This window comes from Acidovorax lacteus, assembly GCF_039540375.1.
Classification (GTDB): domain Bacteria; phylum Pseudomonadota; class Gammaproteobacteria; order Burkholderiales; family Burkholderiaceae_C; genus Acidovorax_G; species Acidovorax_G lacteus.
In genome coordinates this window covers 380,329-404,305 of sequence record NZ_BAABEX010000007.1, presented here as the reverse complement: position 1 = coordinate 404,305, position 23,977 = coordinate 380,329, and the positions used below count along the sequence as shown (strand labels likewise).

Annotated in this window: 27 protein-coding genes; 11 read left to right on the top strand and 16 right to left on the bottom strand. The window is 68.2% G+C overall.

Going from position 1 to position 23,977, the window contains the following annotated elements:
* The first annotated feature begins 45 nt into the window (after positions 1–45).
* The 4 genes from ABD866_RS05275 to bioB all read left to right on the top strand — a co-directional run bounded on the left by ABD866_RS05275 (position 46) and on the right by bioB (position 4,074).
* Entirely contained in the window at positions 46–1,389 is a 1,344-nt protein-coding gene (locus ABD866_RS05275; protein ID WP_345061872.1) for a dicarboxylate/amino acid:cation symporter, read from the top strand.
* Positions 1,390–1,418: 29 nt separating this feature from the next.
* Complete coding sequence (locus tag ABD866_RS05270; RefSeq protein ID WP_345061870.1) at positions 1,419–2,132, top strand: HD domain-containing protein; 714 nt, start codon at positions 1,419–1,421, stop codon at positions 2,130–2,132.
* Positions 2,132–2,701, top strand: coding sequence for a hypothetical protein (locus ABD866_RS05265; protein WP_345061868.1), 570 nt, complete (start codon positions 2,132–2,134; stop codon positions 2,699–2,701). Before ABD866_RS05270 ends, ABD866_RS05265 begins: the two co-directional genes overlap by 1 nt.
* 296 nt (positions 2,702–2,997) lie before the next feature.
* Positions 2,998–4,074 (top strand): biotin synthase BioB, encoded by a 1,077-nt coding sequence (bioB, locus tag ABD866_RS05260; protein WP_345061866.1) that lies wholly within the window; start codon positions 2,998–3,000, stop codon positions 4,072–4,074.
* Between the two features lie 228 nt (positions 4,075–4,302).
* Here the strand turns inward: bioB and ABD866_RS05255 are convergent, their stop codons facing one another.
* From ABD866_RS05255 to ABD866_RS05220, 8 genes are all read right to left on the bottom strand, one after another.
* Positions 4,303–4,509: a YgaP family membrane protein gene (locus ABD866_RS05255; RefSeq protein WP_345061864.1), complete on the bottom strand. Its 207-nt coding sequence runs from the start codon at positions 4,507–4,509 to the stop codon at positions 4,303–4,305.
* A gap of 68 nt (positions 4,510–4,577) precedes the next feature.
* Positions 4,578–4,958 carry a rhodanese-like domain-containing protein gene (locus ABD866_RS05250; protein ID WP_345061862.1) on the bottom strand — a complete coding sequence of 127 codons (381 nt, stop codon included), beginning with the start codon at positions 4,956–4,958 and terminating at the stop codon, positions 4,578–4,580.
* A 50-nt stretch (positions 4,959–5,008) separates the two neighbouring features.
* Positions 5,009–5,455 carry an OsmC family protein gene (locus ABD866_RS05245; RefSeq protein WP_345061859.1) on the bottom strand — a complete coding sequence of 149 codons (447 nt, stop codon included), beginning with the start codon at positions 5,453–5,455 and terminating at the stop codon, positions 5,009–5,011.
* Positions 5,456–5,488: 33 nt separating this feature from the next.
* Entirely contained in the window at positions 5,489–5,791 is a 303-nt protein-coding gene (locus ABD866_RS05240; RefSeq protein ID WP_345061857.1) for a rhodanese-like domain-containing protein, read from the bottom strand.
* Positions 5,792–5,810: 19 nt separating this feature from the next.
* Positions 5,811–7,220, bottom strand: a complete 1,410-nt coding sequence (locus ABD866_RS05235; RefSeq protein WP_345061855.1) for a TolC family protein — start codon at positions 7,218–7,220, stop codon at positions 5,811–5,813.
* Between the two features lie 13 nt (positions 7,221–7,233).
* Positions 7,234–7,443: a YgaP family membrane protein gene (locus tag ABD866_RS05230; RefSeq protein ID WP_345061853.1), complete on the bottom strand. Its 210-nt coding sequence runs from the start codon at positions 7,441–7,443 to the stop codon at positions 7,234–7,236.
* Positions 7,440–10,718 carry an efflux RND transporter permease subunit gene (locus ABD866_RS05225; RefSeq protein ID WP_345061851.1) on the bottom strand — a complete coding sequence of 1,093 codons (3,279 nt, stop codon included), beginning with the start codon at positions 10,716–10,718 and terminating at the stop codon, positions 7,440–7,442. Before ABD866_RS05225 ends, ABD866_RS05230 begins: the two co-directional genes overlap by 4 nt.
* 34 nt (positions 10,719–10,752) lie before the next feature.
* A complete protein-coding gene (locus tag ABD866_RS05220) occupies positions 10,753–11,805 on the bottom strand; it encodes an efflux RND transporter periplasmic adaptor subunit (protein ID WP_345062488.1) in 1,053 nt (350 codons plus the stop codon).
* Positions 11,806–11,960: 155 nt separating this feature from the next.
* Between ABD866_RS05220 and ABD866_RS05215 the strand changes: the two genes are divergently transcribed.
* The 4 genes from ABD866_RS05215 (at position 11,961) to gloA (ending at position 14,429) form a co-directional block, all read left to right on the top strand.
* Complete coding sequence (locus ABD866_RS05215; RefSeq protein ID WP_345061849.1) at positions 11,961–12,299, top strand: ArsR/SmtB family transcription factor; 339 nt, start codon at positions 11,961–11,963, stop codon at positions 12,297–12,299.
* Between the two features lie 371 nt (positions 12,300–12,670).
* The gene (locus tag ABD866_RS05210) at positions 12,671–13,471 is read left to right on the top strand and encodes an SDR family NAD(P)-dependent oxidoreductase (RefSeq protein ID WP_345061847.1); all 801 of its coding nucleotides are present in this window, start codon (positions 12,671–12,673) and stop codon (positions 13,469–13,471) included.
* An 18-nt stretch (positions 13,472–13,489) separates the two neighbouring features.
* Positions 13,490–13,936 (top strand): universal stress protein, encoded by a 447-nt coding sequence (locus ABD866_RS05205; protein ID WP_345061845.1) that lies wholly within the window; start codon positions 13,490–13,492, stop codon positions 13,934–13,936.
* A gap of 79 nt (positions 13,937–14,015) precedes the next feature.
* The gene (gloA, locus tag ABD866_RS05200) at positions 14,016–14,429 is read left to right on the top strand and encodes a lactoylglutathione lyase (protein WP_345061843.1); all 414 of its coding nucleotides are present in this window, start codon (positions 14,016–14,018) and stop codon (positions 14,427–14,429) included.
* Between the two features lie 131 nt (positions 14,430–14,560).
* On the opposite strand, the gene ABD866_RS05195 is transcribed toward gloA, so the two are convergent.
* Positions 14,561–15,073, bottom strand: a complete 513-nt coding sequence (locus tag ABD866_RS05195; protein WP_345061841.1) for an OmpA family protein — start codon at positions 15,071–15,073, stop codon at positions 14,561–14,563.
* 62 nt (positions 15,074–15,135) lie between these two features.
* Between ABD866_RS05195 and ABD866_RS05190 the strand changes: the two genes are divergently transcribed.
* Positions 15,136–15,729: a gamma-glutamylcyclotransferase gene (locus ABD866_RS05190; protein WP_345061839.1), complete on the top strand. Its 594-nt coding sequence runs from the start codon at positions 15,136–15,138 to the stop codon at positions 15,727–15,729.
* 45 nt (positions 15,730–15,774) lie between these two features.
* Positions 15,775–16,320: a superoxide dismutase family protein gene (locus tag ABD866_RS05185; RefSeq protein WP_345061837.1), complete on the top strand. Its 546-nt coding sequence runs from the start codon at positions 15,775–15,777 to the stop codon at positions 16,318–16,320.
* On the opposite strand, the gene ABD866_RS05180 is transcribed toward ABD866_RS05185, so the two are convergent.
* Positions 16,314–16,985 (bottom strand): NTP transferase domain-containing protein, encoded by a 672-nt coding sequence (locus ABD866_RS05180; RefSeq protein WP_345061835.1) that lies wholly within the window; start codon positions 16,983–16,985, stop codon positions 16,314–16,316. The two genes, ABD866_RS05185 and ABD866_RS05180, sit on opposite strands and share 7 nt — an antisense overlap.
* A 60-nt stretch (positions 16,986–17,045) precedes the next feature.
* On the opposite strand from ABD866_RS05180, the gene pdxH reads away from it, so the two are divergent.
* Positions 17,046–17,687: a pyridoxamine 5'-phosphate oxidase gene (pdxH, locus tag ABD866_RS05175; RefSeq protein WP_345061833.1), complete on the top strand. Its 642-nt coding sequence runs from the start codon at positions 17,046–17,048 to the stop codon at positions 17,685–17,687.
* 27 nt (positions 17,688–17,714) lie between these two features.
* Here the strand turns inward: pdxH and ABD866_RS05170 are convergent, their stop codons facing one another.
* From ABD866_RS05170 to ABD866_RS05145, 6 genes are all read right to left on the bottom strand, one after another.
* Positions 17,715–18,668, bottom strand: a complete 954-nt coding sequence (locus tag ABD866_RS05170; RefSeq protein WP_345061831.1) for an AEC family transporter — start codon at positions 18,666–18,668, stop codon at positions 17,715–17,717.
* Between the two features lie 138 nt (positions 18,669–18,806).
* Positions 18,807–20,042, bottom strand: coding sequence for a chromate efflux transporter (gene chrA, locus ABD866_RS05165; protein ID WP_345061829.1), 1,236 nt, complete (start codon positions 20,040–20,042; stop codon positions 18,807–18,809).
* Between the two features lie 279 nt (positions 20,043–20,321).
* Entirely contained in the window at positions 20,322–22,478 is a 2,157-nt protein-coding gene (locus ABD866_RS05160; protein ID WP_345061827.1) for a TonB-dependent receptor domain-containing protein, read from the bottom strand.
* Positions 22,479–22,675: 197 nt separating this feature from the next.
* Positions 22,676–23,068: a hypothetical protein gene (locus ABD866_RS05155; protein ID WP_345061825.1), complete on the bottom strand. Its 393-nt coding sequence runs from the start codon at positions 23,066–23,068 to the stop codon at positions 22,676–22,678.
* 16 nt (positions 23,069–23,084) lie between these two features.
* Complete coding sequence (locus ABD866_RS05150) at positions 23,085–23,684, bottom strand: hypothetical protein (protein WP_345061823.1); 600 nt, start codon at positions 23,682–23,684, stop codon at positions 23,085–23,087.
* A 22-nt stretch (positions 23,685–23,706) separates the two neighbouring features.
* Positions 23,707–23,976 carry a hypothetical protein gene (locus tag ABD866_RS05145; RefSeq protein WP_345061821.1) on the bottom strand — a complete coding sequence of 90 codons (270 nt, stop codon included), beginning with the start codon at positions 23,974–23,976 and terminating at the stop codon, positions 23,707–23,709.
* Between the last annotated feature and the right edge of the window lies 1 nt (position 23,977).

Below are 23,977 nucleotides of genomic sequence, written 5' to 3'. Positions count from 1 at the left end.
TGGTGCATCGGCCCGCCGATGAACCCACCACCGAGGTCCCGAGACATGACCCCTTCCGCCGGGCGCAAGCCCTTGTACCGATCGCTGTACGTCCAGGTGCTGGCTGCCGTTGTGGCCGGCGTGCTGCTGGGCCACTTCTACCCGCAGCTGGGCGCCGAGATGAAGCCCCTGGGCGATGCGTTCATCAAGCTCATCAAGATGATCATCGCGCCCATCATCTTCTGCACCGTGGTGGTGGGCATTGCCGGCATGGAAGACATGAAGAAGGTCGGCAAGACCGGGGGCCTGGCGCTGCTGTACTTCGAGATCGTCTCTACGCTGGCGCTCATCATCGGTCTCGTGGTCGTCAATGTGCTGCAGCCGGGCGCCGGGATGCATGTGGACCCGAGCACGCTCGACACCAAGAGCATCAGCGCCTACACCGCACCGGGCAAGATGCAGGGCACGGTGGACTTCCTGTTGAACGTGATCCCGACCTCGGTGGTCGATGCGTTTGCCAAGGGCGAGATCCTGCAGGTGCTGCTGTTCTCGGTGCTGTTCGGCTTTGCGCTGCACAAGTTCGGCGGCCGCGGCACGCTGGTGTTCGACTTTATCGAGCGCAGCTCGCACGTGCTGTTTGACATCGTGGGCATCATCATGAAGGTCGCCCCCATCGGTGCGTTTGGGGCCATGGCCTTCACCATCGGCAAGTACGGCGTGGGCTCGCTGTTCCAGCTCGGCAAGCTGATGGGTGCGTTTTATCTCACGTGTCTGTTCTTCGTGTTTGTGGTGCTGGGCCTGATCGCTCGGCTGCACGGCTTCAGCATTGTGAAGTTCGTCCGCTACATCAAGGAAGAACTGCTCATCGTGCTGGGCACCTCGTCGTCGGAATCGGTGCTGCCCCGCATGATGGAAAAGCTCGAAAACCTGGGCGCGCGCAAGTCGGTGGTGGGCCTGGTGATCCCCACGGGATATTCCTTCAACCTCGACGGTACCTCGATCTACCTGACCATGGCCGCGGTGTTCATCGCACAGGCCACCGACACGCCCATGACGCTCACGCAGCAGCTCACGCTGCTGGCCGTGCTGCTGCTTACCTCCAAGGGCGCGGCGGGCATCACCGGCAGCGGCTTCATCGTGCTGGCGGCCACGCTGTCGGCCGTGGGCGGCGTGCCCGTGGCCGGGCTGGCGCTGATCCTTGGCATCGACCGCTTCATGTCGGAAGCCCGCGCCTTGACCAACCTGGTGGGCAACGGCGTGGCCACACTGGTGGTGGCCAAGTGGACGGGCGATCTCGACATGCAGCGCCTGCACGACGGGCTGGACCACCCCACGGGCGTGGAGGCCGACGAGCCCGAAGTGCTGCTCGACCAGCAAACCGCGCAGATGCCTACGCGCCAGACTGCCTGACGCGCCCGGGGCTGTGGCAGCATCGGGGCATGCCCGCACCCGATGCCGCCGCCCCCGCGCAAGTCCCCATCCACGGCGCCCCAGAGGCGCCGTTCCGCTTTGGCGTGGACGCCCCCGCGTTTGCCGCCCTGTGGCACACCAGTGGCGCTCAGGGCGACCCCACCCCGACCTGGCAGGCACTGCACACCGCCTGGTGTGAGCCGCAGCGCCACTACCACACGCTTGAACATCTGGGCGAATGTCTGCAGCACCTGCGCTTGCTACAAGCCCATGCGCACGACCTGCCGGTGCTGGCGATGGCGCTGTGGTTCCACGATGCGGTGTACGACCCGCGCGCCCACGACAACGAGGCCCGGAGCGCCGCCTGGGCGGCCGAAGCGCTGGCGGCTGCCCAGATGGCGCCCGCGCGCGTGGCCGCCGTGGCGCAACTGGTGCTGGCCACCTGCCACGGGCACGGCGTGCCCAACACCTCGGCCTGCGGCGCACACGACGCAGCGCTGCTCACCGACATCGACCTGGCCATTCTGGCGGCCGAGCCTGCGCGGTTTGATCGCTACGAAGCCCAGGTGCGCGCCGAATACGCTTGGGTGCCCGACGACGCCTTTGCCGCCGGCCGCAGCCGCCTGCTGCGCACGCTGCTGGCCCAGCCGCGGCTGTATTCAGAGGCCGTGGCGCCGCTGGGCTGGGAAGAGCGGGCGCGGGCCAACCTGGCACGCTCGCTGGCGCGCTTGGACGTCCGCTGATGCGCCGCCTGGGCCTCCCCCAACCGGCCTGGATGCAGCCCCCTGCGGCGGCCCCTGACACCCTTGAGCGCAGCACGCTGGCCTTGGCCCTGGCCCTGTGGCTGAGCAGCCTGGTGCTGCCCGCGGCCACGGGCCCGGACGGGCAGAGCCTGAACGGCGCGCAGGTGTTCGCATTCGGCCTGGGGGCGCTGCTGTATATCTGGCCGGCCGCCTGGCTGTGGCCGCTGGAACTGGCTGCGGTGGCCAGCAACGCGCTGCTGTGGGCGCATGCGCTGCGCCGATGGCGCGGTCGCGGCGGGCCCGCCGGGCACCGCATGGCATCGGCCCTGCTGTGGTGCGCTGTGGCTGCGCTCAACGCCCATTGGGGCTGGCGCTCTCATGCGCTCCTGTCGCCTGCCGGTGCAGGCTTTGTGGCCTGGACCGCCGCATTTGCGCTGGTGGCGGCCAGCGCGGTGCTGCGCCAGGCCCGGGTGCTGGGCGCGGTGGCCTTGCGTGCGGCGCTGCTGCTGGCCGTGGCAGCCCTGGTGGGGGTGGCCGGAGTGGGCTTGCTGCTCTGGCGGGCGCTGTAAAGCGCCATCGGGCCGCGCAGCCTGGGCGCATTTGGCTGCGTTTGGCCGTGGTTGCTGGCGGGTTCGGCGCATTTTGCTGCAGAGCGGCGCAAGTGCCGGCAACGGCGCGCAACGCGCTCGCTTCAGGCTGCGTCTTGGCGCCATTTGCCAGCGGTTGAGGGCAGCGAAAACACTGGCACTTTTTGTGACGTGATCGTGCGCAAAAGCGACCTTGGGCGCGCCTGCACGGCCCACAATGCGCGGCCAGATCAGCCCGCGATCTGCCGGGCTGTGTGCCCACCGCAACAGGAGAGCCGATGTCCCCGCACAACGTTGATGCCCCCGCCACCGCCCCCACGGCTGCACCCCAGCCGCTGCGCTGGCATGCCCCACGCCCGAGCGCCGGGGCCAGCGCCGCCACAACGCCCGAGCGCTGGAGCGTGCCGGCCGTGCAGGCGCTGCTGGACCGCCCGCTGCTCGACCTGGTGTACGAGGCGCAAACCGTGCACCGCGCGCACTGGCCCGCCGGCGACGTGGAGCTGGCCACGCTGCTGTCGGTCAAGACCGGCGGCTGTCCTGAAAACTGCGGCTACTGCCCGCAGGCGGCCGAGTTCGACACCGGCGTGCAGGCGCAAAAGCTGATGGGCGTGGACGAGGTGACCGCCGCCGCCCGCGCCGCGCGCGACGCCGGGGCCACGCGCTTTTGCATGGGCGCTGCCTGGCGCGCGCCCAAAGACCGCGACATCGAGAAGATGGCCGAGTTGATTGGCGCGGTAAAGGGCCTGGGCATGGAAACCTGCGCCACGCTGGGCATGCTGGAGGCGCACCAGGCCCAGGCGCTGAAGGCCGCGGGCCTGGACTACTACAACCACAACCTTGACACCGCGCCCGAGTACTACGCCGACGTGGTGAGCACGCGCCAGTACCAGGACCGGCTCGACACCCTGGCCCATGTGCGTGCCGCAGGCCTGCGGGTGTGCTGTGGCGGCATCGTGGGCATGGGCGAGGCGCCGGTGCACCGTGCGGGGCTGATCGCGCAGCTGGCCAACCTCGACCCATACCCCGAATCGGTGCCCATCAACAGCCTGGTGCGCGTGCCTGGCACGCCGCTGGCGGACAGCGAACCCATCGACCCGTTTGACTTCGTGCGCATGATCGCCGTGGCCCGCATCACCATGCCCAAGGCCCGTGTGCGCCTGTCGGCCGGGCGGCAGCAATTGGGCGAGGCCGTGCAGGCCCTGTGCTTCATGGCCGGGGCCAACTCCATCTTTTATGGCGACAAGCTGCTGGTGACCGGCAACCCCGACGTGCAGGCCGACGAAGCGCTGCTGGCCCGCCTAGGCCTACGGGCCACGCAGGCACCAGCGGGGGCCGTGCACCGCGCGGCGGGCTAGGGAAGCTCTGCATCACCCGCGCAGACCGCAGGGCGTTATGCCGGGCTTTCCTGGAGCCCGCTCACACGCCGTAGGCACATGCACTGCCACTTTATTTGCTATCAATTCAGTAGCTGCTTGTGCTCTACTTTGTTGGCGTAGAGGCCGAAATGGCTTGAAATGCCTGGAGCGCCTGGAGCTGCGGCCGCCGGGCTCAGCGCGCTCTGGCAAAGCCTCAGCCCTTGGCCCTCAGGCCTTGTCGGCAGGCGGGTTCAGGGGGCAGGTGCGGATGCCCAGCAGCGTGTACGCGGGGCAAAAGCGGAACAGGCCGGTGGCCAGTGGCACCACGCCCAGCCAGCCCCACCAGCCCACGGTGCCGGTGGCGGCCAGGGCGATCAGCACCAGTCCGGCCAGGATGCGAGCCACGCGGTCTGCGGTGCCAACGTTGGGATTCATGGGGAGGTCCTCCAGGGTTGCAGCGGCCCCGGGCTGGAGCCGCACATGCGGGGTGGGCCTGCGCGGCCTTATTCAAACGAGGGGGCGGCGGGCGTGACTACGGGCTTGCCCGCGGCCACCCAGGCGTCGTAGCCGCCGGCAATCGATGTGACGTGCAGGTAGCCCATGTCCTGCAAAGCGCAGGCGGCCAGCGCGGCGCGCCCGCTGGTTTTGCAGTACAGGACCACGCGGCGGTCGCGCGGCGTGAGTTCGGGCGTGCTGCTGAAGCGGAATTCGAGCATGCCGCGCGAAATGTGCAGCGCGCCCGGCAGATGGCCGGCCTGGTACTCGTCGGCTTCGCGCACATCCACCAGCACATCGGCGTCGCGGATGGCCTGCTCGGCCTGGTCGATCGGGCATTCGTGTACGCGGCCCTTGGCGGCGGCAACGAGGTCGTGGGCGGTTTTCATGGGCAGGGTCTCCGGCAGGCAAGGGGGAGGGGCAAACGGGTGGCAGCGCCTTACTTGAGCACGGCACCTTCGGCGTCGAGCACGCGGGTGGTGATGGCAATGCCCTGGCCCACGCTCTGTGTGACGGTGCAGAACGCCTCGAACTGGTCAAGCACGCGGTCCAGGTGCGCCAGCGACGCGGCCGGCACGCCCAGGTGCAAGGTGGCCTCGATGGCCAGCACGCGCAGCCGTCCTTCGGGGTTGCGGCCGATCTGGGCCTGCACGGTGCAGCGCAGCGGGTCGGGGTTTTGCTTGAACTTGCGCAGCGCAAACAGCAGCGAGTCGCTCAGGCAGTTGCCCACGGCGGCGCACAGCAGTTGCACGGGCGAAGGCCCGGTGCCCGCGCCCAGCGGCGCAGGTTCGTCGGTGCGCAGCGGCGGCACGGTGCCGCCAAACCGCACGTCGAAGGCGTAGTCCTGCTGCTGGCGCAGCTCGATGGTGACCAGGGATTCGCTCATGAAGACTCCGTTGATGGATAGACAGGCCGTGCTTCAGCCGCGCGCGATGGGGCGCCCCAGCTGCATCGCCACGCTGCCCACGCCGCCGCCGTTGACCACGTTTTCGTAGCCCTGCTGGCGCAGCAGTTGCACCCCCAGGCCCGAGCGCGCGCCCGACAGGCAGCACAGCACCAGCGGCGCCTGCTTGTGGGGCAGCCACTGCGCCGCGTCCTGGGCCAGGCGGTCGAGCGGCAGGTTGATGGCGCCGTCGATGTGGCCGGCGGCGAACTCGCCGGGCGAGCGAACGTCCACAACGGTGAGGTGGGCATGGTCTGGCAATGATGCGGTGGGGGACATGGAAGCTCCTTGATCGAAGTCAACGTGCGGGCCCTGCACTGCGCAGGGCGGCGGCGGGGGCTGTGGCCGCGCGCAGGGCGGCGTCGTCCAGCGCATCGCCCAGGGCCAGCACCTTCAGGCGCAGCAGGGCGGCGCGGGCCTGCCACTGCTGCAGCGCCAGTTGGGCGGCGGCCTCGTCGTTTTGGGCCAGCAGCACATCCAGCGTGGTGCGGTCACCCACCTGGCGGCCCAGTTCAGTGGCCTCGCGGCGCAAACGGCTGGCGTCGGCAGCGGCCTGCAGTGCGGCGCTGCGTACGGCTGCGGCGTCCAGTTGTTGCCAGCCCTGGCGGGCCTGCAGCAGCACCTGCTGGCGCTGGCGCTGGTATTCGGCCTCGGCCTGCGCGACCAGGGCCAGCCGCTCGCGCTCCTGCGCCGGGCGCAGGCCGCCGGTGCCAAGCGGCACCGTGAGCTGCAGGCCCAGCATTTGCTGGCTGGCCGATGCGCTGGCCGCGCCATAGCGGCCGCTGCCGCTCAGGTGCTCGCGGCTGGCCTGGGCCACCAGGTCGAGTGCCACACCGCTGCCGCGGCCCACCTCGGCCGCCTGGGCGCGCGCCAGGGCCACGGCCTGCTGTTGCTGGCGCAGGCCCGGGTGGCGGGTTTCGACCTGTTCGAGCCACTGCGCCAGCGGGGGCAGGGCGGGCAGGTGTTCCACGGGCACGGGGCCATCCAGCGGCTCAGACCCATCGGTGCCCGTCGAGGCGGCCAGTGCTTGGCGCGCCTGCCGATGCTGGAGTTCGGCGTCCAGCACCTGGGCAGCCAGCGCGCGGGCCCGGGCCTGGGCTTCGCGCACATCGGTCACGGGGGTGTCGCCCAGGCGGAAGCGGTCTTGCGCTTCTTGCAGCGCGCGCTCGGTGGCCTGTTGCTGGCGCTGGAGCACGGCCAGCGCCTGCCCGGCCTGCACCGTGTCTAGGTAGCGCTGGGCCACCAGCAGATCCAGCCCCTGGCGGGTGCTGGCGGCCTGCAGGTCGGCCAGCGTGGCCGCCGTGTCCAGCTGGCGCTCCTGGGCGCTGCGCTGGGGGCTGTACAAGGGCCAGCGGGCTGTCAGGGCCCAGCGGGCGCCGGTGCCGGGGTCTGACTGGGTGGAAAAGGCCACGCCGCCTGGGGCCGCCATGCCAGGGGCCGAAAAGGCCGCGCCGCGCACGTCGCTGCTGGCACCCATGGCGCCCGCGCTGACCTGCGCCTGCACCTGGGGCCGCCACAGCGCGCGGGCCTGGTCGCTGCGGGCTGCACCGGCAGCGGCAGTGGCCTGGGCCACGGCTGCGGCTGGGTCGTGCTGGCGCGCGGCCGCAGCCAGATCCCACAGCCCGGCAGCACCAGCCGGTGCCAGGGCCAGTGCCAGGGCTGCGCCCAGCAACGGACGGCGCCAGCGCGGCAAGAGCAAGCGGTTCATGGCCGGACTCCGATCAGCAGCCCGGGCGCACGCCCAGCTTGCGCAGGAGGGACTCCATCAGGCACCAGCGGGTGAGGGCGCTTTGCAGCAGGTTGGCGCCCACAAAAGCCGTGAACGCAAGCCACCACGAACTGACGAATATCGGGCTGCCGGGGATGCCCAGGGCCAACGACAGCAGAATGAACGTGCCGGCAACGAGGCGAACAATTTGCCAAGAGGTCATGAGGAAGCTCCTTCAGGGGTGGGGGAAGCGGTGGGCGCTGCAGGGCCACGCGGGCGGTAGGCCGCGTAATACAGCGTGGGGATGACCACGAGCGTGAGCAGCGTGGAGACGGCGATGCCGAAGATCAGCGCAATGGCCAGGCCATTGAAGATCGGGTCGTCGAGGATGAAGAACGCGCCGATCATGGCCGCCAGGCCCGTTAGCACGATGGGCTGGGCGCGTGTGACAGCCGCCTCTACGATGGCGCGTGCCAGCGGCATTCCTTCGGCCTGCTGCAGGCGGATGAAGTCCACCAGCAGGATCGAGTTGCGCACGATGATGCCGGCCAGCGCGATCATGCCGATCATGCTGGTGGCCGTGAACTGCGCGCCCAGCAGCGCGTGCCCAGGCATCACGCCGATGATGGTCAGCGGGATCGGAGCCATGATGATCAGCGGCGTGAGGTAGGAGCCGAACTGCGCCACGACCAGCAGGTAGATCAGCACCAGGCCGACGGCATAGGCCAGGCCCATGTCGCGGAAGGTTTCGTAGGTCACCTTCCACTCGCCGTCCCACTTGATCGCGTAGCCGCGCAGCGCCTCGGCAGGCTGGCGCACCCAGTATTCATCCAGGCGGCCGCCCCCCGGGGTTTCGATCTCGGCCAGCTTGCTGCGCATCTGGAACATGCCGTAGAGCGGGCTGTCCACGCGGCCGGCCATGTCAGCCACCACGAAGTGCACAGGCAGCAGGTCTTTGTGGAAGACGGGCTGCTCGCGCAGGGTGTCGCTCACGGTGCCCAGCTCGCGGATCGGCACCGTGCGCCCGGCGGTGCTGCGCACCGTGAGCTGCAGCAGTCCGTCGAGATCGCCCTGCTGGTGGGGCGGCAGGCGCAGCACCACGGGCACTGGGTACTTGCTGGCGTCGTGCAGGTAGGTCACGTCTTCCCCGGACAGGCCCGCGCGCAGCGTGGCCGCGATGTCCTGCGGCACCACGCCCAGCAGGGCAGCCTTGCGCCGGTCGATCAGCAGCAGCGTGCGCGGCGCGTCGGCAATGCCGCTGTCGTCCACGTCCACGATGCCGGGAGTGCCCTCAAACACACCGCGCACGGCGCGGGCCACGGCGCGGCGGCCTTCGGCGCTGGGGCCGTAGATTTCGGCCACGATGGGGGCCAGTACGGGCGGGCCGGGCGGCACTTCGACCACCTTGACGTTGGCACCGCGACGCTGGCCGATGGCCTGCAGGGCGGGGCGCTCACGCATGGCGATTTCGTGGCTCTTGGCCTTGCGATGGGCCTTGTCGGCCAGATTGACCTGCAGGTCGCCCACCTCGCCCCCGGCGCGTAGGTAGTACTGGCGCACCAGACCGTTGAAGTTGATGGGCGCGGCCGTACCGGCGTAGGCCTGGTAGTCGGTCACTTCGGGCACCGTGGCCAGGTGGGCCCCCAGTTCCTGCAGCACGGCCGCGGTTTCTTCGAGCGGGGTGCCGGCGGGCATGTCGACGATGACCTGGAACTCGGACTTGTTGTCAAACGGCAGCATCTTGAGCAGCACCAGGCCGGTGGCAGGCAGCGCCAGCGACACGGCAATCAGTAAGGCCACGCCGAGGCCCAGCAGGCCGCGGTTGCGGGCGCCCCGGTGCTCATCGAGCAGCGGCGTGAAGATGCGGTCGAACAGCGGCTGCAGGCGGGCGGCCAAGCCACCGTGGGTGGGTGCGTGGGCGGCACCATCGGCCCCTGCGGGTGTGTGCTTCATCCACAGCCGGGCCAGCCACGGGGTGACCACGAAGGCAATCGCCAGCGACAGCAGCATGCCCATGCTGGCGTTGATGGGGATGGGGCTCATGTACGGGCCCATAAGGCCCGACACGAAGGCCATGGGCAGCAGCGCCGCAATCACCGTGAGTGTGGCCAGGATGGTCGGGCCGCCGACTTCGTCCACCGCCGCGGGGATGATCTGGGCCAGGCTGCGCCCTGGGTAGAGCTGCTGGTGGCGGTGGATGTTTTCGACCACCACGATGGCGTCGTCCACCAGGATGCCAATCGAGAAGATCAGCGCGAACAGCGACACCCGGTTGAGCGTGAAGCCCCAGGCCCAGGATGCGAACAGCGTCACGGTGAGCGTGAGCACCACGGCCGTGCCGACGATGGCGGCCTCGCGCCGGCCCAGCGCCACGAACACCAGTGCCACCACCGAGGCGGTGGCAAACAGCAGCTTCTGGATGAGCTGGCGCGCCTTGTCGTTGGCGGTGGCACCGTAGTTGCGCACCACGCGCACGTCCACGTCGGCCGGGATCACGGTGTTGCGCAGCGCATCGACCTGGGCCACCACGGCGTTGGCCACGTCGATGGCGTTCTGGCCGGCCTTTTTGGTGACGGTGATCGTCACGGCCGGGGCCTCGCGCAGCATCGGGGCTGCGCCGGAACGGTCCACCACGCCTGTCCACACCATGCGGCTCGGGGGCAGCGGGCCATCGACCACCTCGGCCACATCGCGCAAGAACACCGGGCGGCCGTCGCGCACCGACACGATCAGGTCGGCCACCTCGTCGGCGTTGCGGAAGAACGGGCCAGTCTCGACCGCTACGCTGCGGTTGGCCGCCAGCAGCTCGCCCACCGGCATGCCCTGGTTGGCCGATTGCAAGGCGCTACGCAACTGGGCCACGGTGGTGCCCGTGCTGGCCATGCGTGCAGCATCGAGCTGCACCATCACGGCGCGGCCCGGGCCTCCCAGGGTCTGAACCTCGCGAGTGCCCGGCACGCGCTTGATCTCGGCCTCCAGGCTGTGCGCAATGCGCTCCAGGTCAAAGCCGCCGGCCTCGCCCTGCGGGTGCGACAGCGTCAGGGCCACGATGGGTACGTCGTCGATGCCCTTGGGCTTGATGAGGGGATCGAGCACGCCCAGGCCGCGCGGCAGCCAGTCGGCATTACTGCGCAGCGTGTCGTGCAGGCGCACCAGCGCTTCGGTGCGCGGCACGCCCACTTTGAACTGCACCGTGAGCACGGCCATGCCCGGGCGGGACACCGACATCACATGTTCGGTGCCCTCCATCTGCGACAGCACCTGCTCGGCCGGTGTGGCCACCATTTGCTCCACATCGGCCACCGACGCACCCGGAAAGGGCACGATCACGTTGGCCATGGTCACGTTGATCTGGGGCTCTTCTTCACGCGGCGTGACGAGTACGGCAAACACGCCGAGCAGAAAGGCCACCAGCGCCAGCAGGGGGGTGATCTGTGCCGACTGGAACAGCGCAGCAATGCGGCCGGATACGCCCAGGGTGGGGGTGCTAGAAGCCATGCGAGGTGTTGGGGCGCTCATGGGCTGGCCTCCTTCAGCGCAATTGGGCCGTGGCGGCCGCAGCATCGGTGGCCACGCGCTCGCCGGCGCGCAGGCCGCTCAGCACTTCCACATCGCCCCCCCGCTCGCGCCCCAGGCGCACCTGGCGCAGGGCAGGGCGGCCTTCGGCATCGACCACATACACACCGGTCATTTCGGCGCGCCGCAGCACGGCCGAGCGCGGCACGAACACCCGTGGAGCGGCTTCGCCCGCGCCGGCGGCTGGCAGGGTCACGCGCGCAAACATGCCGGGGGCGATGCCTTTGCCATCGGCCGGCAGCGGCACGCGCAGCTGCATGGTGTGGGTGGCGGCATCCACGGCGGGCACCCAGGTGGCGCGGGCGGCGTCCACCGTCCACTGGCCGGGCTCGGTGCCTGGAATGTTCATCGTGAGCGTGCCGCCTGGTAGCGTGCCCATGGCAGTGCGCGGCACGTCTGCCGTCACGCGCAACTGGGAGGGGTCGAACACGCGCACCAGCGGCTTGCCAGGCAGGGCCATGTCGCCCAACTGGGCCGGCACTTCGACGACCACCCCTGCATAGGGTGCACGCACCGTGTGCAAGCCCGATTGGGTGGAGGCGGCGTTGGCCTGGGCCTGCAGGGCCTGCACCTGGGCACGGGCCGCCTGCCATTGGGCTTGGGCACGGTCGAGGGCCGCTTGGCTGATGTACTGCTTCTGGTGCAGTTGCACCTGGCGTTCGTACTCGCGGCTTGCCACTTCCAGGCTCGCCCGGGCGGCGTCTACCTGAGCCACCGAGGCGGCGGCGTTTTGTGCTGCCGCGCGGGCGTCCACCCGCAGCAGCTCTTGCCCGGCCTGCACGCGGTCGCCCACGCGCACCAGTACGGCCACGATGGCGCCGGGTACGGGCGCAGCCACCGAAGTGTCGCGCACGGCCTCGACGCGGCCATCGACTGTCAGCGTCTGCCCAGAGGCGGCCGCCTGCACGGTTTGTATGGCCAGCGGCGTTGCGGCCGACACATGGTGGGCGCCAAGGCCCAAGGCCACGGCAAGGGCCACTGTGGCGAATGTTGGCGTGGAGGATTGCATCACGGAAAGCTCCTTGTGCCGGCGGCGATGGATGGCCATGGATACGGCGAACGAGTGCATTATTTAGCTAATAAGCTAAATACGCAAGTGATGTATGATGGAACCTGTGACCGCAAAGGGATTCCGACCGACCACGGTGACCGCCAGGAGCGCCCATGAAAGATTTGCCCCCCGAAGCCCTTGAACAGATCGCTGGTTACTTCCAGGTGCTGGCCGAGCCGACGCGGCTGCGCATCCTCAACCTGCTGCGCGAGGGTGAGCGCAACGTGGGCGAACTGGCCCAGGCCTGCGGCTTCACCGCCGCCAACGTGTCGCGCCATCTGTCATTGATGACCAAACACGGCCTGGTTGAGCGCGAAAGCCGAGGCACTGCCGTGTACTACCGCTTCGCGGACGAATCGGTGTATGCGCTGTGCGATCTGGTCTGCGGGAACATTGCGCGGCAGATGCAGGCTTCGGTGAAGCGACAGCAGGCGTTCTTCGGCGCTGCTTGAGCGACGCGGGCTTGCTTCTGCGGGGCCCTTGGTGACGGCCCATCTCCGGGCTGGGAGTCCCGATATGCCGACTGCATCGCGGCTGGTGATCGACGGTGTACAGCCCAGGCGCTGCGGACCTTTGGTTGCTCTGGGCGAGTGGCAGTCTCCGCCTGCGGACACTGGAGCCCGCAACCCATGCACGCATCACCTGAGTGTTTCGCGTGATAGGGGGGCCACCGACGGTGTCGGTGTCGTCTAGCAAGCATGGCTTTTACGCGATCAATTCACTACTTAACATAATATACATCGTATCTAACAAAGGTTTGATCCAGTTTGCCCGCCAGGCGGCTGTCGTATGCTCATAGGCTTTTCTGTTTCCCGTTGCTCCCATGAATCTGCCCTCCACGAGTCCCGCGTCGTCCGCCACCATCGCATTCGGCCACCAGGGCCGCGTGGTTGTTGTAACGGGCGGCGCACAAGGTATTGGCGAGGCCTGTGTGCGCCGCTTTGCTGCCGAGGGTTCGCGTGTGGTGGTAGTCGATGTGGACGATGCGCGCGGACAGACGCTGGCGCAGTCGGTGCAAGGTCTTTATCTGCACTGTGACGTTGGTGCAAAAGCCGATGTCGACGGCATGGTTGCGGCGGTTCTGAAGGCTCACGGTCGTGTTGATGTGCTGGTCAACAACGCAGGCATCTTCCGTGCCGCAGACTTTCTCGACGTCACAGAGGCGGACTTTGATGCCGTGATCAGGGTGAACCTGAAGGGTGCATTTCTAGTCGGTCAGGCCATTGCACGGACCATGGTGGCGCAAGGCGGAGGCTCGATCGTCAACATGAGTTCGGTCAATGGCACGCTCGCCATACCCAACATTTCGAGCTACAACGTCAGCAAAGGCGGCATCAACCAGCTCACCCGGGTGATGGCCCTGGCGCTTGCCGACCGGGGTGTACGGGTCAATGCGGTGGCGCCCGGCACCATAGCCACCGAACTCGCGGCCAAGGCCGTGCTCACGAGTGATGAGGCCCGCCACAAAATCCTGAGCCGTACCCCCATGAAGCGCCTGGGTGAGCCGTCGGAAATCGCCGATGTGGTCGCCTGGCTCGCCAGCGATGCGGCCAGCTATGTGACGGGCGAAATTGTCACTGTAGATGGGGGCAGGATGACGCTCAACTACACCGTCCCGGTGTGACGACGGGGAGACGTGGTCGTGCTGAATCAGCACAAGTTATTGCTTGCGGTCGATGGGTCTGAGGGGGCATTGGCCGCCGTACGCCATGTGATCGGGCTTGCGCGCTCAGGGCTCCAGTTGTCGGTGGTCATCGCGTCAGCGCAGGAGCCCACGTATCTCTACGAGTTGTTAATGCCGCCCGATGCCGAGGTACTCGCACGTTGGTCGGCCGCTGCTGGACGTCAAGCCTTGGCGCAGGCCAGCGCACTGCTTGCGGACGCCGAGATTCCGTACGAGCAAGAACTCTTGACCGGCGATCCAGCAGAAATGGTGCTCGAATGCGCGCACCGCCATGGGTGCAGCCAGATCGTCATGGGCGCCCGCGGCCGTGGCCCGGTACAGGGCCTGATCTTGGGCTCGGTTTCGCAGGCGGTCTTGCAGGGGGCCAAGCTGCCGGTCACTATCGTGCACCAACCCGCCGTGTGATGACGACGACCAGAAGGCAGCCACGAAGCAGCACAGCATTGCTGCGACGGGTTTTTGTGTTCATCGCACAATGGGCGGCATGAAATTTCTGCACACCATGCTCCGTGTGGGCAACCTCCAGCGCTCCATCGATTTCTACACCCAGGTGCTGGGCATGCAATTGCTGCGTACCTCCGAGAACCCTGAGTACAAGTATTCGTTGGCTTTTCTGGGCTTCGACGGCGGCAACCCCGGTCAGGCCGAAATCGAGCTGACCTACAACTGGGGCGTCGAAAGCTACGACATCGGCACGGCATACGGCCACATCGCGCTGGGCGTACCCGACGTGTACGCCGCGTGCGAGAAAATCCGCTCGGCGGGCGGCAACGTGACCCGCGAACCTGGCCCTGTGAAGGGCGGCACCACAGTCATTGCGTTTGTGACCGACCCGGACGGCTACAAGATCGAACTCATCCAGCGCGCAGAAGGTGCAGCGGGTCAAGGCCTGCGCTGATCCCCTGCCCTTGCCCAAGCCTGGGAGGCTGGCTAGCCATAAAAAAAGCCCGGTGATACCGGGCTTTTTTGTGGGGCATTGTTTGTACGGCGCTCAAAGGCAGCGCGACGATGCATGCGCGCCGTCACGGCTCACAGGGCAGCCAGCGCCACCTCCACACGGCGTGCCTGGGCTGCATCGCCCGTGCCCTGGGTCTGCTCGGGCTTCTTGAGCTCAATCTTGTCGTCGGTCACGCCCAGCGCCAGCAGTGCATCGCGCACCGCCATCGCGCGCTGCTTCGCCAGTTCGGCGTTGGCGGCAGCGTCACCTGTGGCGTCGTGGAAGCCGGAGATGACGGCCTTCTTGCCCTCGCCGACACCCTTGACGATGTCAAACAGGGCTTCGCTCGCACCGGTCGCAAGTTCCGCCTTGGCGGTTGCAAAGAAGAACAGCACCATGCCGTTTTCCACGCGCACACTGGCCAGTTCCTCGATCGGTGCCACCTGCATCACCAGCGTGGCTGGAGCCGTTTTTGCTTGGACAGCCGGGGTGCGCTTGGCGAGGGCGGAACCGATGACCACTAGGACCACCAGTGCCACCAGCGCGAATACGAAACCCAGCACAAAACGCTCTTGGCGATCGTTTCCAGAACCCGAGAAAGACATCAGACAACTCCGTTTGAATATGCTGCGCAGTGACCAAAAGCCTGCCATTTTAGAGCCACGCCATGACCGCCATCCCTGCACCGCTGCGTGACCCAGAGCCAATGCTGAAGCAGGCGCTGGCCGATTGGGGGGGCCAGGATGACCTCTGGATTTTTGCCTACGGCTCGTTGATCTGGCGGCCTGAGTTTGATTACGCTGAGCGGCGCATGGCACGGGTGCACGGATGGCACCGCGCTCTGCGCATGTGGAGCCGTGTGAACCGTGGCACGCCCGAATGCCCAGGTCTGGTGTTCGGTATGCTCTCGGGCGGCAGTTGCCGCGGCATGGTCTTTCGGGTGCCGCAGCCGCAGGCCCGGCAAACGCTGATCAACCTGTGGCAGCGCGAAATGGTGACCGCCGTGTACGACCCACGCTGGCTGGTGTGCCAGACCGAGACGACGCCGGTGCGTGCGCTGGCCTTCACCCTGTCGCGCAAGAGCCCCAACCACACCGGAGAGTTGGCGCCCGACGAGTACCGCCGCATTTTCCGCGAGGCCACGGGCCGTTATGGCACCACCCTGGACTATGCGCGCGCCACCCATCACGAATTGTTACGCTGGGGCATTCACGATCAGGCCCTGGCGCGCCTTCTGGCCTTGGTGGACGCTCCGGACTGAGGCACACTGGATCGCCCTCTAACACCTGACCGCCAGGAGTCTCCCATGCGCACTTTTCCTCGCTGCTCTGCCGTTATCACCGTCGTCAGCGCAGCCATGCTGTCGGCCTGCGCGTCGGCTCCGCAAGGGCCGTCGGCCACCGCCCAGTTGCAGGCCACGCGCGGCAACGCCACCACCGGCACCGTGCGATTCGTGCAGCAGGGTGACAAGGTGCTGGTCACCGCGGAAGTGCGCGGCCTCAAGCCGGGCGCTGAGCACGGCTTCCATGTGCATGAGAAAGGCGACTGCTCCAGCGGCGACGGCATGAGCACTGGCGGTCACTTCAATCCTGGCGGGCATGGACATGGCCAGCACGGCCAGGGCGATCACCACGCCGGTGACCTGCCCAGCCTGAAGGCCGACAGCGCGGGCGTGGCCCGGCTGCAATTTGAGTCGCGCACGATCCGCGTGGGCGCGGGTGCGGCCGATGTGGTGGGCAAGGGCTTGATCGTCCACCGCGATCCGGACGACTACAAAACCCAGCCCACAGGCAATGCGGGCCCTCGCCTTGCGTGCGCGGTCATCCAGGCCGACAAAACGGCCGCTTACTGACACCCGCACTCGCCCGGATGCGTGGCATGGCCTGCGGCTTGCGGGCCAGGCGCTGACGTACGGTCATCCGGCGCACGGGCTCCAGGGGTGGCTTGCGCTTGCCACAGCGCCTCGGCCCGGGCCAGGTCGTCCGTGGTGTCGATATCGGTGATGCAGCCGGTGTCGGCTGTGTCCCAGCGCAGCACGCGGCCCTCGACCTGCCATTGCCGGACGATGGAAGACGCCCCCTCCTCCCCGGCCAGCGCCATCAAGGCGGCCCCGCAGCGGGCTGAAAACCCGACCGGGTGCCCCCGCACACCTTGACACCAGGGCAGCACCACATCGGCCTGGGCCAGCGCTGCGGCCACAGCCCTCAGCGTGGCGGGTTGCACCAGCGGCAAATCGCCAGGCAGCACCAACCAGCCTGGTGCAGCCGACGTAGCGCGCACGGCCGCTGCAATCGAATCGCCCATGCCTGGATGGCCGGCATCTTCCAGGTGCCAGGGCAGACCGCTGGCCCGCACGGCATCGAGCGTGCGCTCCAGCACCGGCCGCCCGGCCAGCAGCGCCTGTAACTTGTGCACTTGGCCGCCCGAGGCGCGAAACCGACGGCCCAGCCCTGAAGCCAGCACCAGCACCACCGGCGCTGGCGTCGCGCCGGGCGTGCCCGAAAAGCGTGTCGTCATGGTGGGACATGCTACCCGCCCGGCCCCATGGCTGCGCACGCCGCGGGCACAATGCGGGGCATGAAATCTTCCATCGCCGACCTGCGCAAAAGCTACGAGCGTGCCGAACTCAACGAGGACGCCTCGCATGCCGATCCGCTGCAACAGTTCGACCAGTGGCTGCAGGAAGCCATCAACGCCGAGGTGCCTGAGCCCAACGCCATGACGCTGGCCACCGTGGGCAGCGACCTGCGGCCCAGCACCCGCGTGGTGCTGATCAAGGGCTACGACGCGCGCGGCATCGTCTGGTACACCAATTACGAGAGCCGCAAGGGCCGGCAGCTCGCGGGCAACCCGTACGCGGCGCTGCAATTCCATTGGGTGGAGCTGGAGCGCGTGGTGCGCATCGAGGGCGTGGTCGAAAAGGTCGATGCCGACGAGAGCGATGCTTACTTCCACAGTCGCCCGCTCGATTCGCGCATTGGCGCCTGGGCCAGCCCGCAAAGCCAAGTGATTGAAGGCCGCGGCGTGCTCGTGGCCAATGCGGCCAAGTACGGCGCGCAGTTTCTGCTCAACCCGCCGCGCCCGCCGCACTGGGGCGGCTACCGGCTCAAGCCCGACCAGTGGGAGTTCTGGCAGGGCCGCAAAAGCCGCTTGCACGACCGGCTGCACTACCGCCTGGACGCAGCGGGCCAGTGGGTGCGCGAGCGCCTCGCCCCCTGAGCCGCTGCCGCTGTGGCGACCAGACCGTCAGGCCACCCAGCGTGTCACGGCCCACAGCACCACCGGGGTGGTCGCCAACCCCAGCGCCGTGGAAACGGCCACGCTGGCCGTGACTTCGTCCTGCGCAACCTCGTAGCGCTGGGCAAACAGGAACACGTTGGCCCCTACGGGCAGCGAGGCCGCGACGATCATCACCGCCAGCGACAGGCCCGACAGCCCGAGGGCCCAGCCCAAGGCCGCCAGCACCAGCGGCATGGCGATGTTTTTGACCAGCGCAATCTGCAGCGCGGCCTTGAAAAACCCGCCCACCTTGGTAAACGCCAGCGTCACGCCCACCAGCAGCAGCGCCAGCGGGCCCAGCGCCTGGCCCAGCAGTTGCAGCGGTTTGTCGATGACATCAGGAATCGGCAGGCCCGTTTGCGCAAACAGAAGGCCTGCAATGATGGGCAGCGGCACCGGATGCACGATGCCGTTGCGCACCGCCTGCAGCACCGTGCGCCACAGCGGCAGCGCCACATGGTCGGGCTGCCCGGCCTTCTCGCGGGCCACGGCCAGTTCAAATACCACCGTTGCGGCCGTGAGCAGGATGAGCGCGTGCACTGAAATCAGCGTGAACAGCGTCACCAGTCCCTGCTGTCCAAAGGCCAGGCCCACCAGCGGCACGCCGATCATGATGGTGTTGCTGAACGTGTTGGCCAGCGCGCGCGCTGCCGCCAGGCTGCTGAAGCCCTGGCGCAGCATGGTGCCCGCAAACACCAGCCCCGCGGCGGCAAAGTACACACCGATGGGGCCGAAATCCAGGTCTTCGATGCGCACCTGTCCCATGGTGCGAAAGAGCAGCGCGGGTGTGAGCACCATGAACACGAGGTTGGACAGGTCCTTGACCGAACCCGCACGGATCCAGCCACGCAGGCCGACCACATAGCCGATGGCGATGAACAGCACCACCGGCACCAAAGACGCAACAACAGGGGAATTCACGGGCGATTCATGGCTGCGGCGGAGCGGGCCCGCTACAGCCGTCATGCAAAGGCTGCGATTGTGCGCCGATACGGGCAGCCCGGCCGCCTGCGCACGCATACCGGAGCGGCAGGCCCGACATCACGGCCCGCGCAGGCGTCAGGCCGCGCCGAGCAGCCCGCCCGCCAAGGCGCAGGCCAGCACCACTGCCCAGGGCGGGGCCTTCCAGTGCAGCAGGGCCACAAACGCGGCCAGCGCCAGCGCCACATCGCGCGGCGCGTGGATGGCTGAGGTCACGACCGGGTCGTACAGCGCCGCCAGTAGCAGGCCCACCACGGCCGCGTTCACGCCCGACAGGGCTGCACGCGCCCCCGGCCGGTGTTGCAGGCGCTGCCAGAAGGGCAATGCCCCGAGCACCCAGCAAAAGCCTGCCGCAAAAATCGCCACCGTACAGACCAGCGCCCCCAGCCAGCCGCCCTGCCCCGCAGGCAAGGCAGCGCCAATAAAGGTGGCAAACGTGAACAGCGGGCCAGGCACCGCCTGGGCGGCGCCGTAGCCCGCGAGAAAGGTGTCGGCGCCAAGCCAGCCGCCATCGACCACTTCGGCCTGCAGCAGCGGCAGCACCACGTGGCCCCCGCCAAACACAAGGGCACCGGCGCGGTAGAACGCATCGGCCACCGCCCAGAGCGAGCCCGGCGCCGCCTGGGCCGCCAGCGGCAGTACCAGAAGCAAAGCCACACCCAGCAAGAGCCACACCAAGCCCGCGCGACGGCTCAAGGTCGTCAGCGGATGGGCTGTGCCGGGCGGTTGAGCGGGCACATGGCGGCCCCAGCGCGCCATGCCGTAGAACGCCGCCAGCGCGAGCGTGCCCAGTTGCACCATGGCACCAGGCCAGCACAGCGTGGCAGCGGCCGACAGCGCCATCAGCGTGATGCGCTCACGGCCCTCACACAGGCTGCGGCCCATGCCCCAGACGGCCTGCGCCACCACCGCCACGGCTGCCAGCTTGAGCCCTTGCACCATACCCGCAGGCAAGTTCACCATCCCTGTGGCAAGCCCCATGCCCAGCAGTGCCAGCAACACCGCCGAAGGCAGCGTGAAACCCACCCACGCAGCCAGCGCCCCCGCGTAACCCGCGCGCATCAGGCCCAGGGCCATGCCCACCTGGCTGCTCGCCGGGCCGGGCATGAATTGGCACAGCGCGACCAGGTTGGCATAGGCGCGCTCGTCTAGCCAGCGGCGGCGCTCCACCAGTTCGGCCCGAAAGTAGCCGAGGTGCGCCACCGGCCCGCCGAACGCTGTAAGGCCCAGGCGCAGGAACACGCAAAACACCGCCCAGGCGCTGCGGTCGTGCGCGTCGGTGTTGCGTGTGTCGGAAGATGAAGGGTCTGTCATGCGATGCCAAGGCAGCGGCCAGGCTGCCACAAGGCCATCAAGCTGTGGAGGCCGCACTCTGCCACAGCGGCGTGTCGGTTCATGCCACTGCCGTGGAAGGCAACCCGCGGCTGCGTGAACGATCAGACCGGAAACGGCTGCTCGTGCTTATCAATCAAGCACAAGCAGCTACTGCATTTATAGCAATTGAGGCGCAGCACACACTCCGCCCCCACCAGGTTGGGCGGAGTGTGGCGCACATGGCGGGCCGTGGGGCCCGAAAGCCCCACGCGAGCGGCCTCAGAAATCCACGCGCACCCCTGCCACCAAGTTGCGCCCGCGCAGCGGCGCATCGGTCTTGATGTAGGACGTGTGCGCGTAGGCCAGGCGGTTGGTCAGGTTCTGGCCCTTGAGGTACACCTGCCAGGGCGTGCCCTGCCATTGCCCGCGCCATGCCAGCCCTGCGTTGAGCATGCCGTAGCCGGGCGTGGCGGTCTCCAGCGCGGCCACACGGCGCTGGCTGGACACCTGCACCCATTCCACCTGCCCTTGCCAAGCGCCCCACTCGCCATCCAGCCGCACGCCCAGGCGGGCGGGCGCGATGCGCGGCAGTGCACTGCCGTCGGCCAGGCGCGCGCGCACCACGTCGCCGAACAGTCCCACACCCCAATCCACGCCCCAGTGGCGGTTCAGGCGCTGGCGCACCTGACCCTCAAGGCCGGTGAACACAGCGTCCTGCTGGCTGTACTGCAGCAGTTGCAGGCCATCGACCACATCCAGTGTGCGGCCGTAGATGTAGCGGCCGATGCGGTTGCGGAAGGCGCTGACGGCAAACGTGGTGTCGCCGGCTGTTTTGCGCAGGCCGATGTCGAAGTTGTTGGACACCTCGCTGCGCAGGTTGGCATCGCCGCGCTCGTAGGTGCGGGTGGCCAGGTGCAGGCCGCGGGCGTACAGCTCTTCGGCCGTGGGCGCGCGGTGGGCGCGTGTCCAGCTCGTGGCCAGCGCCCAGCCAGGCGTGAAATTCCACACCGCGCCCAGCGAGGCCGATGTGCCGCTGTGGCTGCGGCGGGTGCGCGATTCAATCTCTTCGCTGGTCTGCTGGTCGTGGCGCAATGCGGCCTCGAAGCGCCACTGCTGCCAGCGGTACTCTTCGAGCCAAAACACGCCGGTGCGGCGGGTTTCGGTGGGCAATACGTAAGCCTCTTCACCGTCGGCCCGAAAGCGCCGTTGCACCGTGTGCACACCCACCAGACCCCGCAGCCCGGCGATGGGCTCGTGTTGCAGTTCCAGGCGCAGATCGTGCGCGCGGTTGCGGAAGGTGGTGGCGGCCACGCCGCCTTCCAGTTCGTCGTGCCGGTAATCGGTGCTGCCTGCGCGCAGGCGCAGCGCGGCAATGCCTGGCGCGGGGCGACGCCATTCGCCACGCAGATCCACCCGCTCGCTCAGCAAATCGACCACGGGCACATCCGAGTGATCGTGGTCATGGTCGTCCTCGGCCTTGTCTACCAGCGGTGTGGCGTGCACGCCGCAGTGCAACTGGCTGCCATGGGTGTGGCAGTGTTCCAGCCCATGCTGATGCCCTGGCAGCCCGTAGCGTGCGGTCTGTCGGGTGAAGGCCAGGCCCAGGTAGCCCGCATCGCCCACCCACGACAGACCCACGCTGCCGGTGTCACCGCGGCTGAAGCTGCCGGGCACCCGGCGGAGCATGGAGCCTTCGGGAGACCAGCCCTTGCCCACGCGGTAGTCGCCCGCGCTGCGGCGCGCGCCTTCGGCATGCAGTACCAGCGGGCCTGCGCCCGTGGTCAGCTCGAACGCAGCCGCGCCCTCCCCTGCAGCGCTGGCGGCGCGCAGCTCGGCACTGCCTTCCACGGCTTTGGCCGGACGCTGGGTGGGCACGCGGCCATCGAGCACGTTGACCACGCCGCCTACGGCGCCGGCGCTGTGCACCAGCGCGGACGGGCCGCGCAGCACCTCAATTTGCCGCGCCAGCAGGGGTTCGCTGGCCACGGCATGGTCGGGGCTCACGGTCGAGGCATCGTGCAGTTCGGCTCCGTCCGACACGATCTGTACGCGCGGACCGTCCATGCCGCGCACGATGGGGCGGCTTGCACCGGCACCAAAGTGCGTGGCCTGCACGCCGGGCTCAGATTCCAGCGTCTCGCCCAGCGTGGCGGCCCGCTGGCGCACCAGGGTGTCGCCTTCGAGCACCGATACGGGCGTGGTCATCTCTGTAGCCCCGAGCGATAGGCCACTGGAGGTGACGGTGACTTCCGGCAGTGCCGCAGGGGCTGCGGGTGGGGGCGTCTGCGCCGAAGCGCTGGAGCAGCAGGCCAGCCAAGCGGCCAACGCCGTGGGCAACAAAAGGGCCTGGCGATGCACGCCAGCCTGGGCCGCGCGCAGCGGTGCGGCTGCGTGCAATGGGGACACAACAATCCTCGACATGGGTAAACCTTGCATGACCGGCGGGTGCCCATTCGAGGCACGCCAGTCGTTTGAGAGTGGAAATAGGGCTTTCGTGCTTGCTAATCAAGCACGAGCAGCTATCAAATCAGGAGCAATTGGGCGCAGCCCAGGGGCGGCGCGCCGCAGCCCACGGCCTGTCCGTACGGGGCAGGTTGGGCTTGCGATGTGCAGTGCATCGAGGCGGGGGCGCTTCAGGCCCGATGCGTTGTCGGCGGTGCACGCGCCTCAAAACCGCGCAGCCGCACCAGCAGTACGCCGGGTGAGTGCGCTGCGACCTGGGCGCCTGGGTCGCTTGAGGGCGGCTGCTGCAGCGCAGTGCTGCACAGCGCGTCGGCCAGGGCCAGGTGGTCCAGCAAGCGGCAGTCATTGCTGTCGTGCCCGTGCCAGATGTCGTGTGCATGCTCACCGGCGTGGCCATGCGGCATCGCCACAGTGGTGCCGTGTGGCGTATGCCCCCCCGGCGCATGCAACACCTGATGCAAGCGCCCCACCCACGGGGCCATGCACAGCGCCAGCCACAGCAGCAGCCAAACACCGCGGTGCAGGCGCGGTGTGTCGCGCACCATGAGACGGGCTGCGTGCATGCGCGGTGTCCGGTGCTTATTCCACCGGCACCGCATCGGTGATGCGGTAGAACAAGCCGTACGGGTCGTGGGTCAACACCTCAAACCGTCCCTCGACCACCACGGGTTCGATGGAATAGCGCACAGGCGTCTTGGCCTTGACTTCGACCATGCTTTCCGGGCCGCCTGGAATGCAGAACGAGCAAGTCAATGGCACCGACGTGAGCAGGAAGTGCCGCTGGGTACGGCGCGAGTCCAGCGGCATCATGAAGCCCTGGACACGCTGTACGGTCTGGTGCATGGCCTGCTGGCGTGCATTGAACACGGGCAGGATGCGGGTTTTGGTGGTTTGGCGCGTCACATCGGCCAGCACCGACCACGGTACCACGTCGTTTCGCTGCGGCAGCGGCGCGATAGGGCTCTGTGGGCTGTGGTAGCCCGCACCCGAGGCGGCCATGGCCGGGCCGGGCAAGGGGGAACTCAGCACCGGAGCGTTGCTGCCGCCCTCGGGTTGGGCATGCGCGCTGAACCCCAGGCTGGCCCCGAACAAGGCCACACTCAGGCTAACGGCGACCCTGTGCCACCCCCCATCAACGCGAGATCGCCTCTGGGGGCTAACGCTTGGGTCCTGTGCCATCCGTCCGGGTTGGCAAGACGCCTCAGTGCACATGGCGCATGCCGCAGTACTTGCCAATCGCCAGGTTTTTGCAGGCAGCCTGCAGTTCTTTCTGGCACTGGTCATGGCCCTTGCCGGATTCGAGACATTTGGCAGCCGCCTCGTGCGCAGCGGCCATGGCGCGATGGCGTTCGATATCGGCCCGGATTTCCTTGTCGCTATGTCCGCCCTGTTGGGCGTGGGCCGTCGCAGCGGCCAGCAGCAGGCCGGCGGCAATACCCAGCCAGCGGCTCCAGGTGGTCAGATGGGTCATG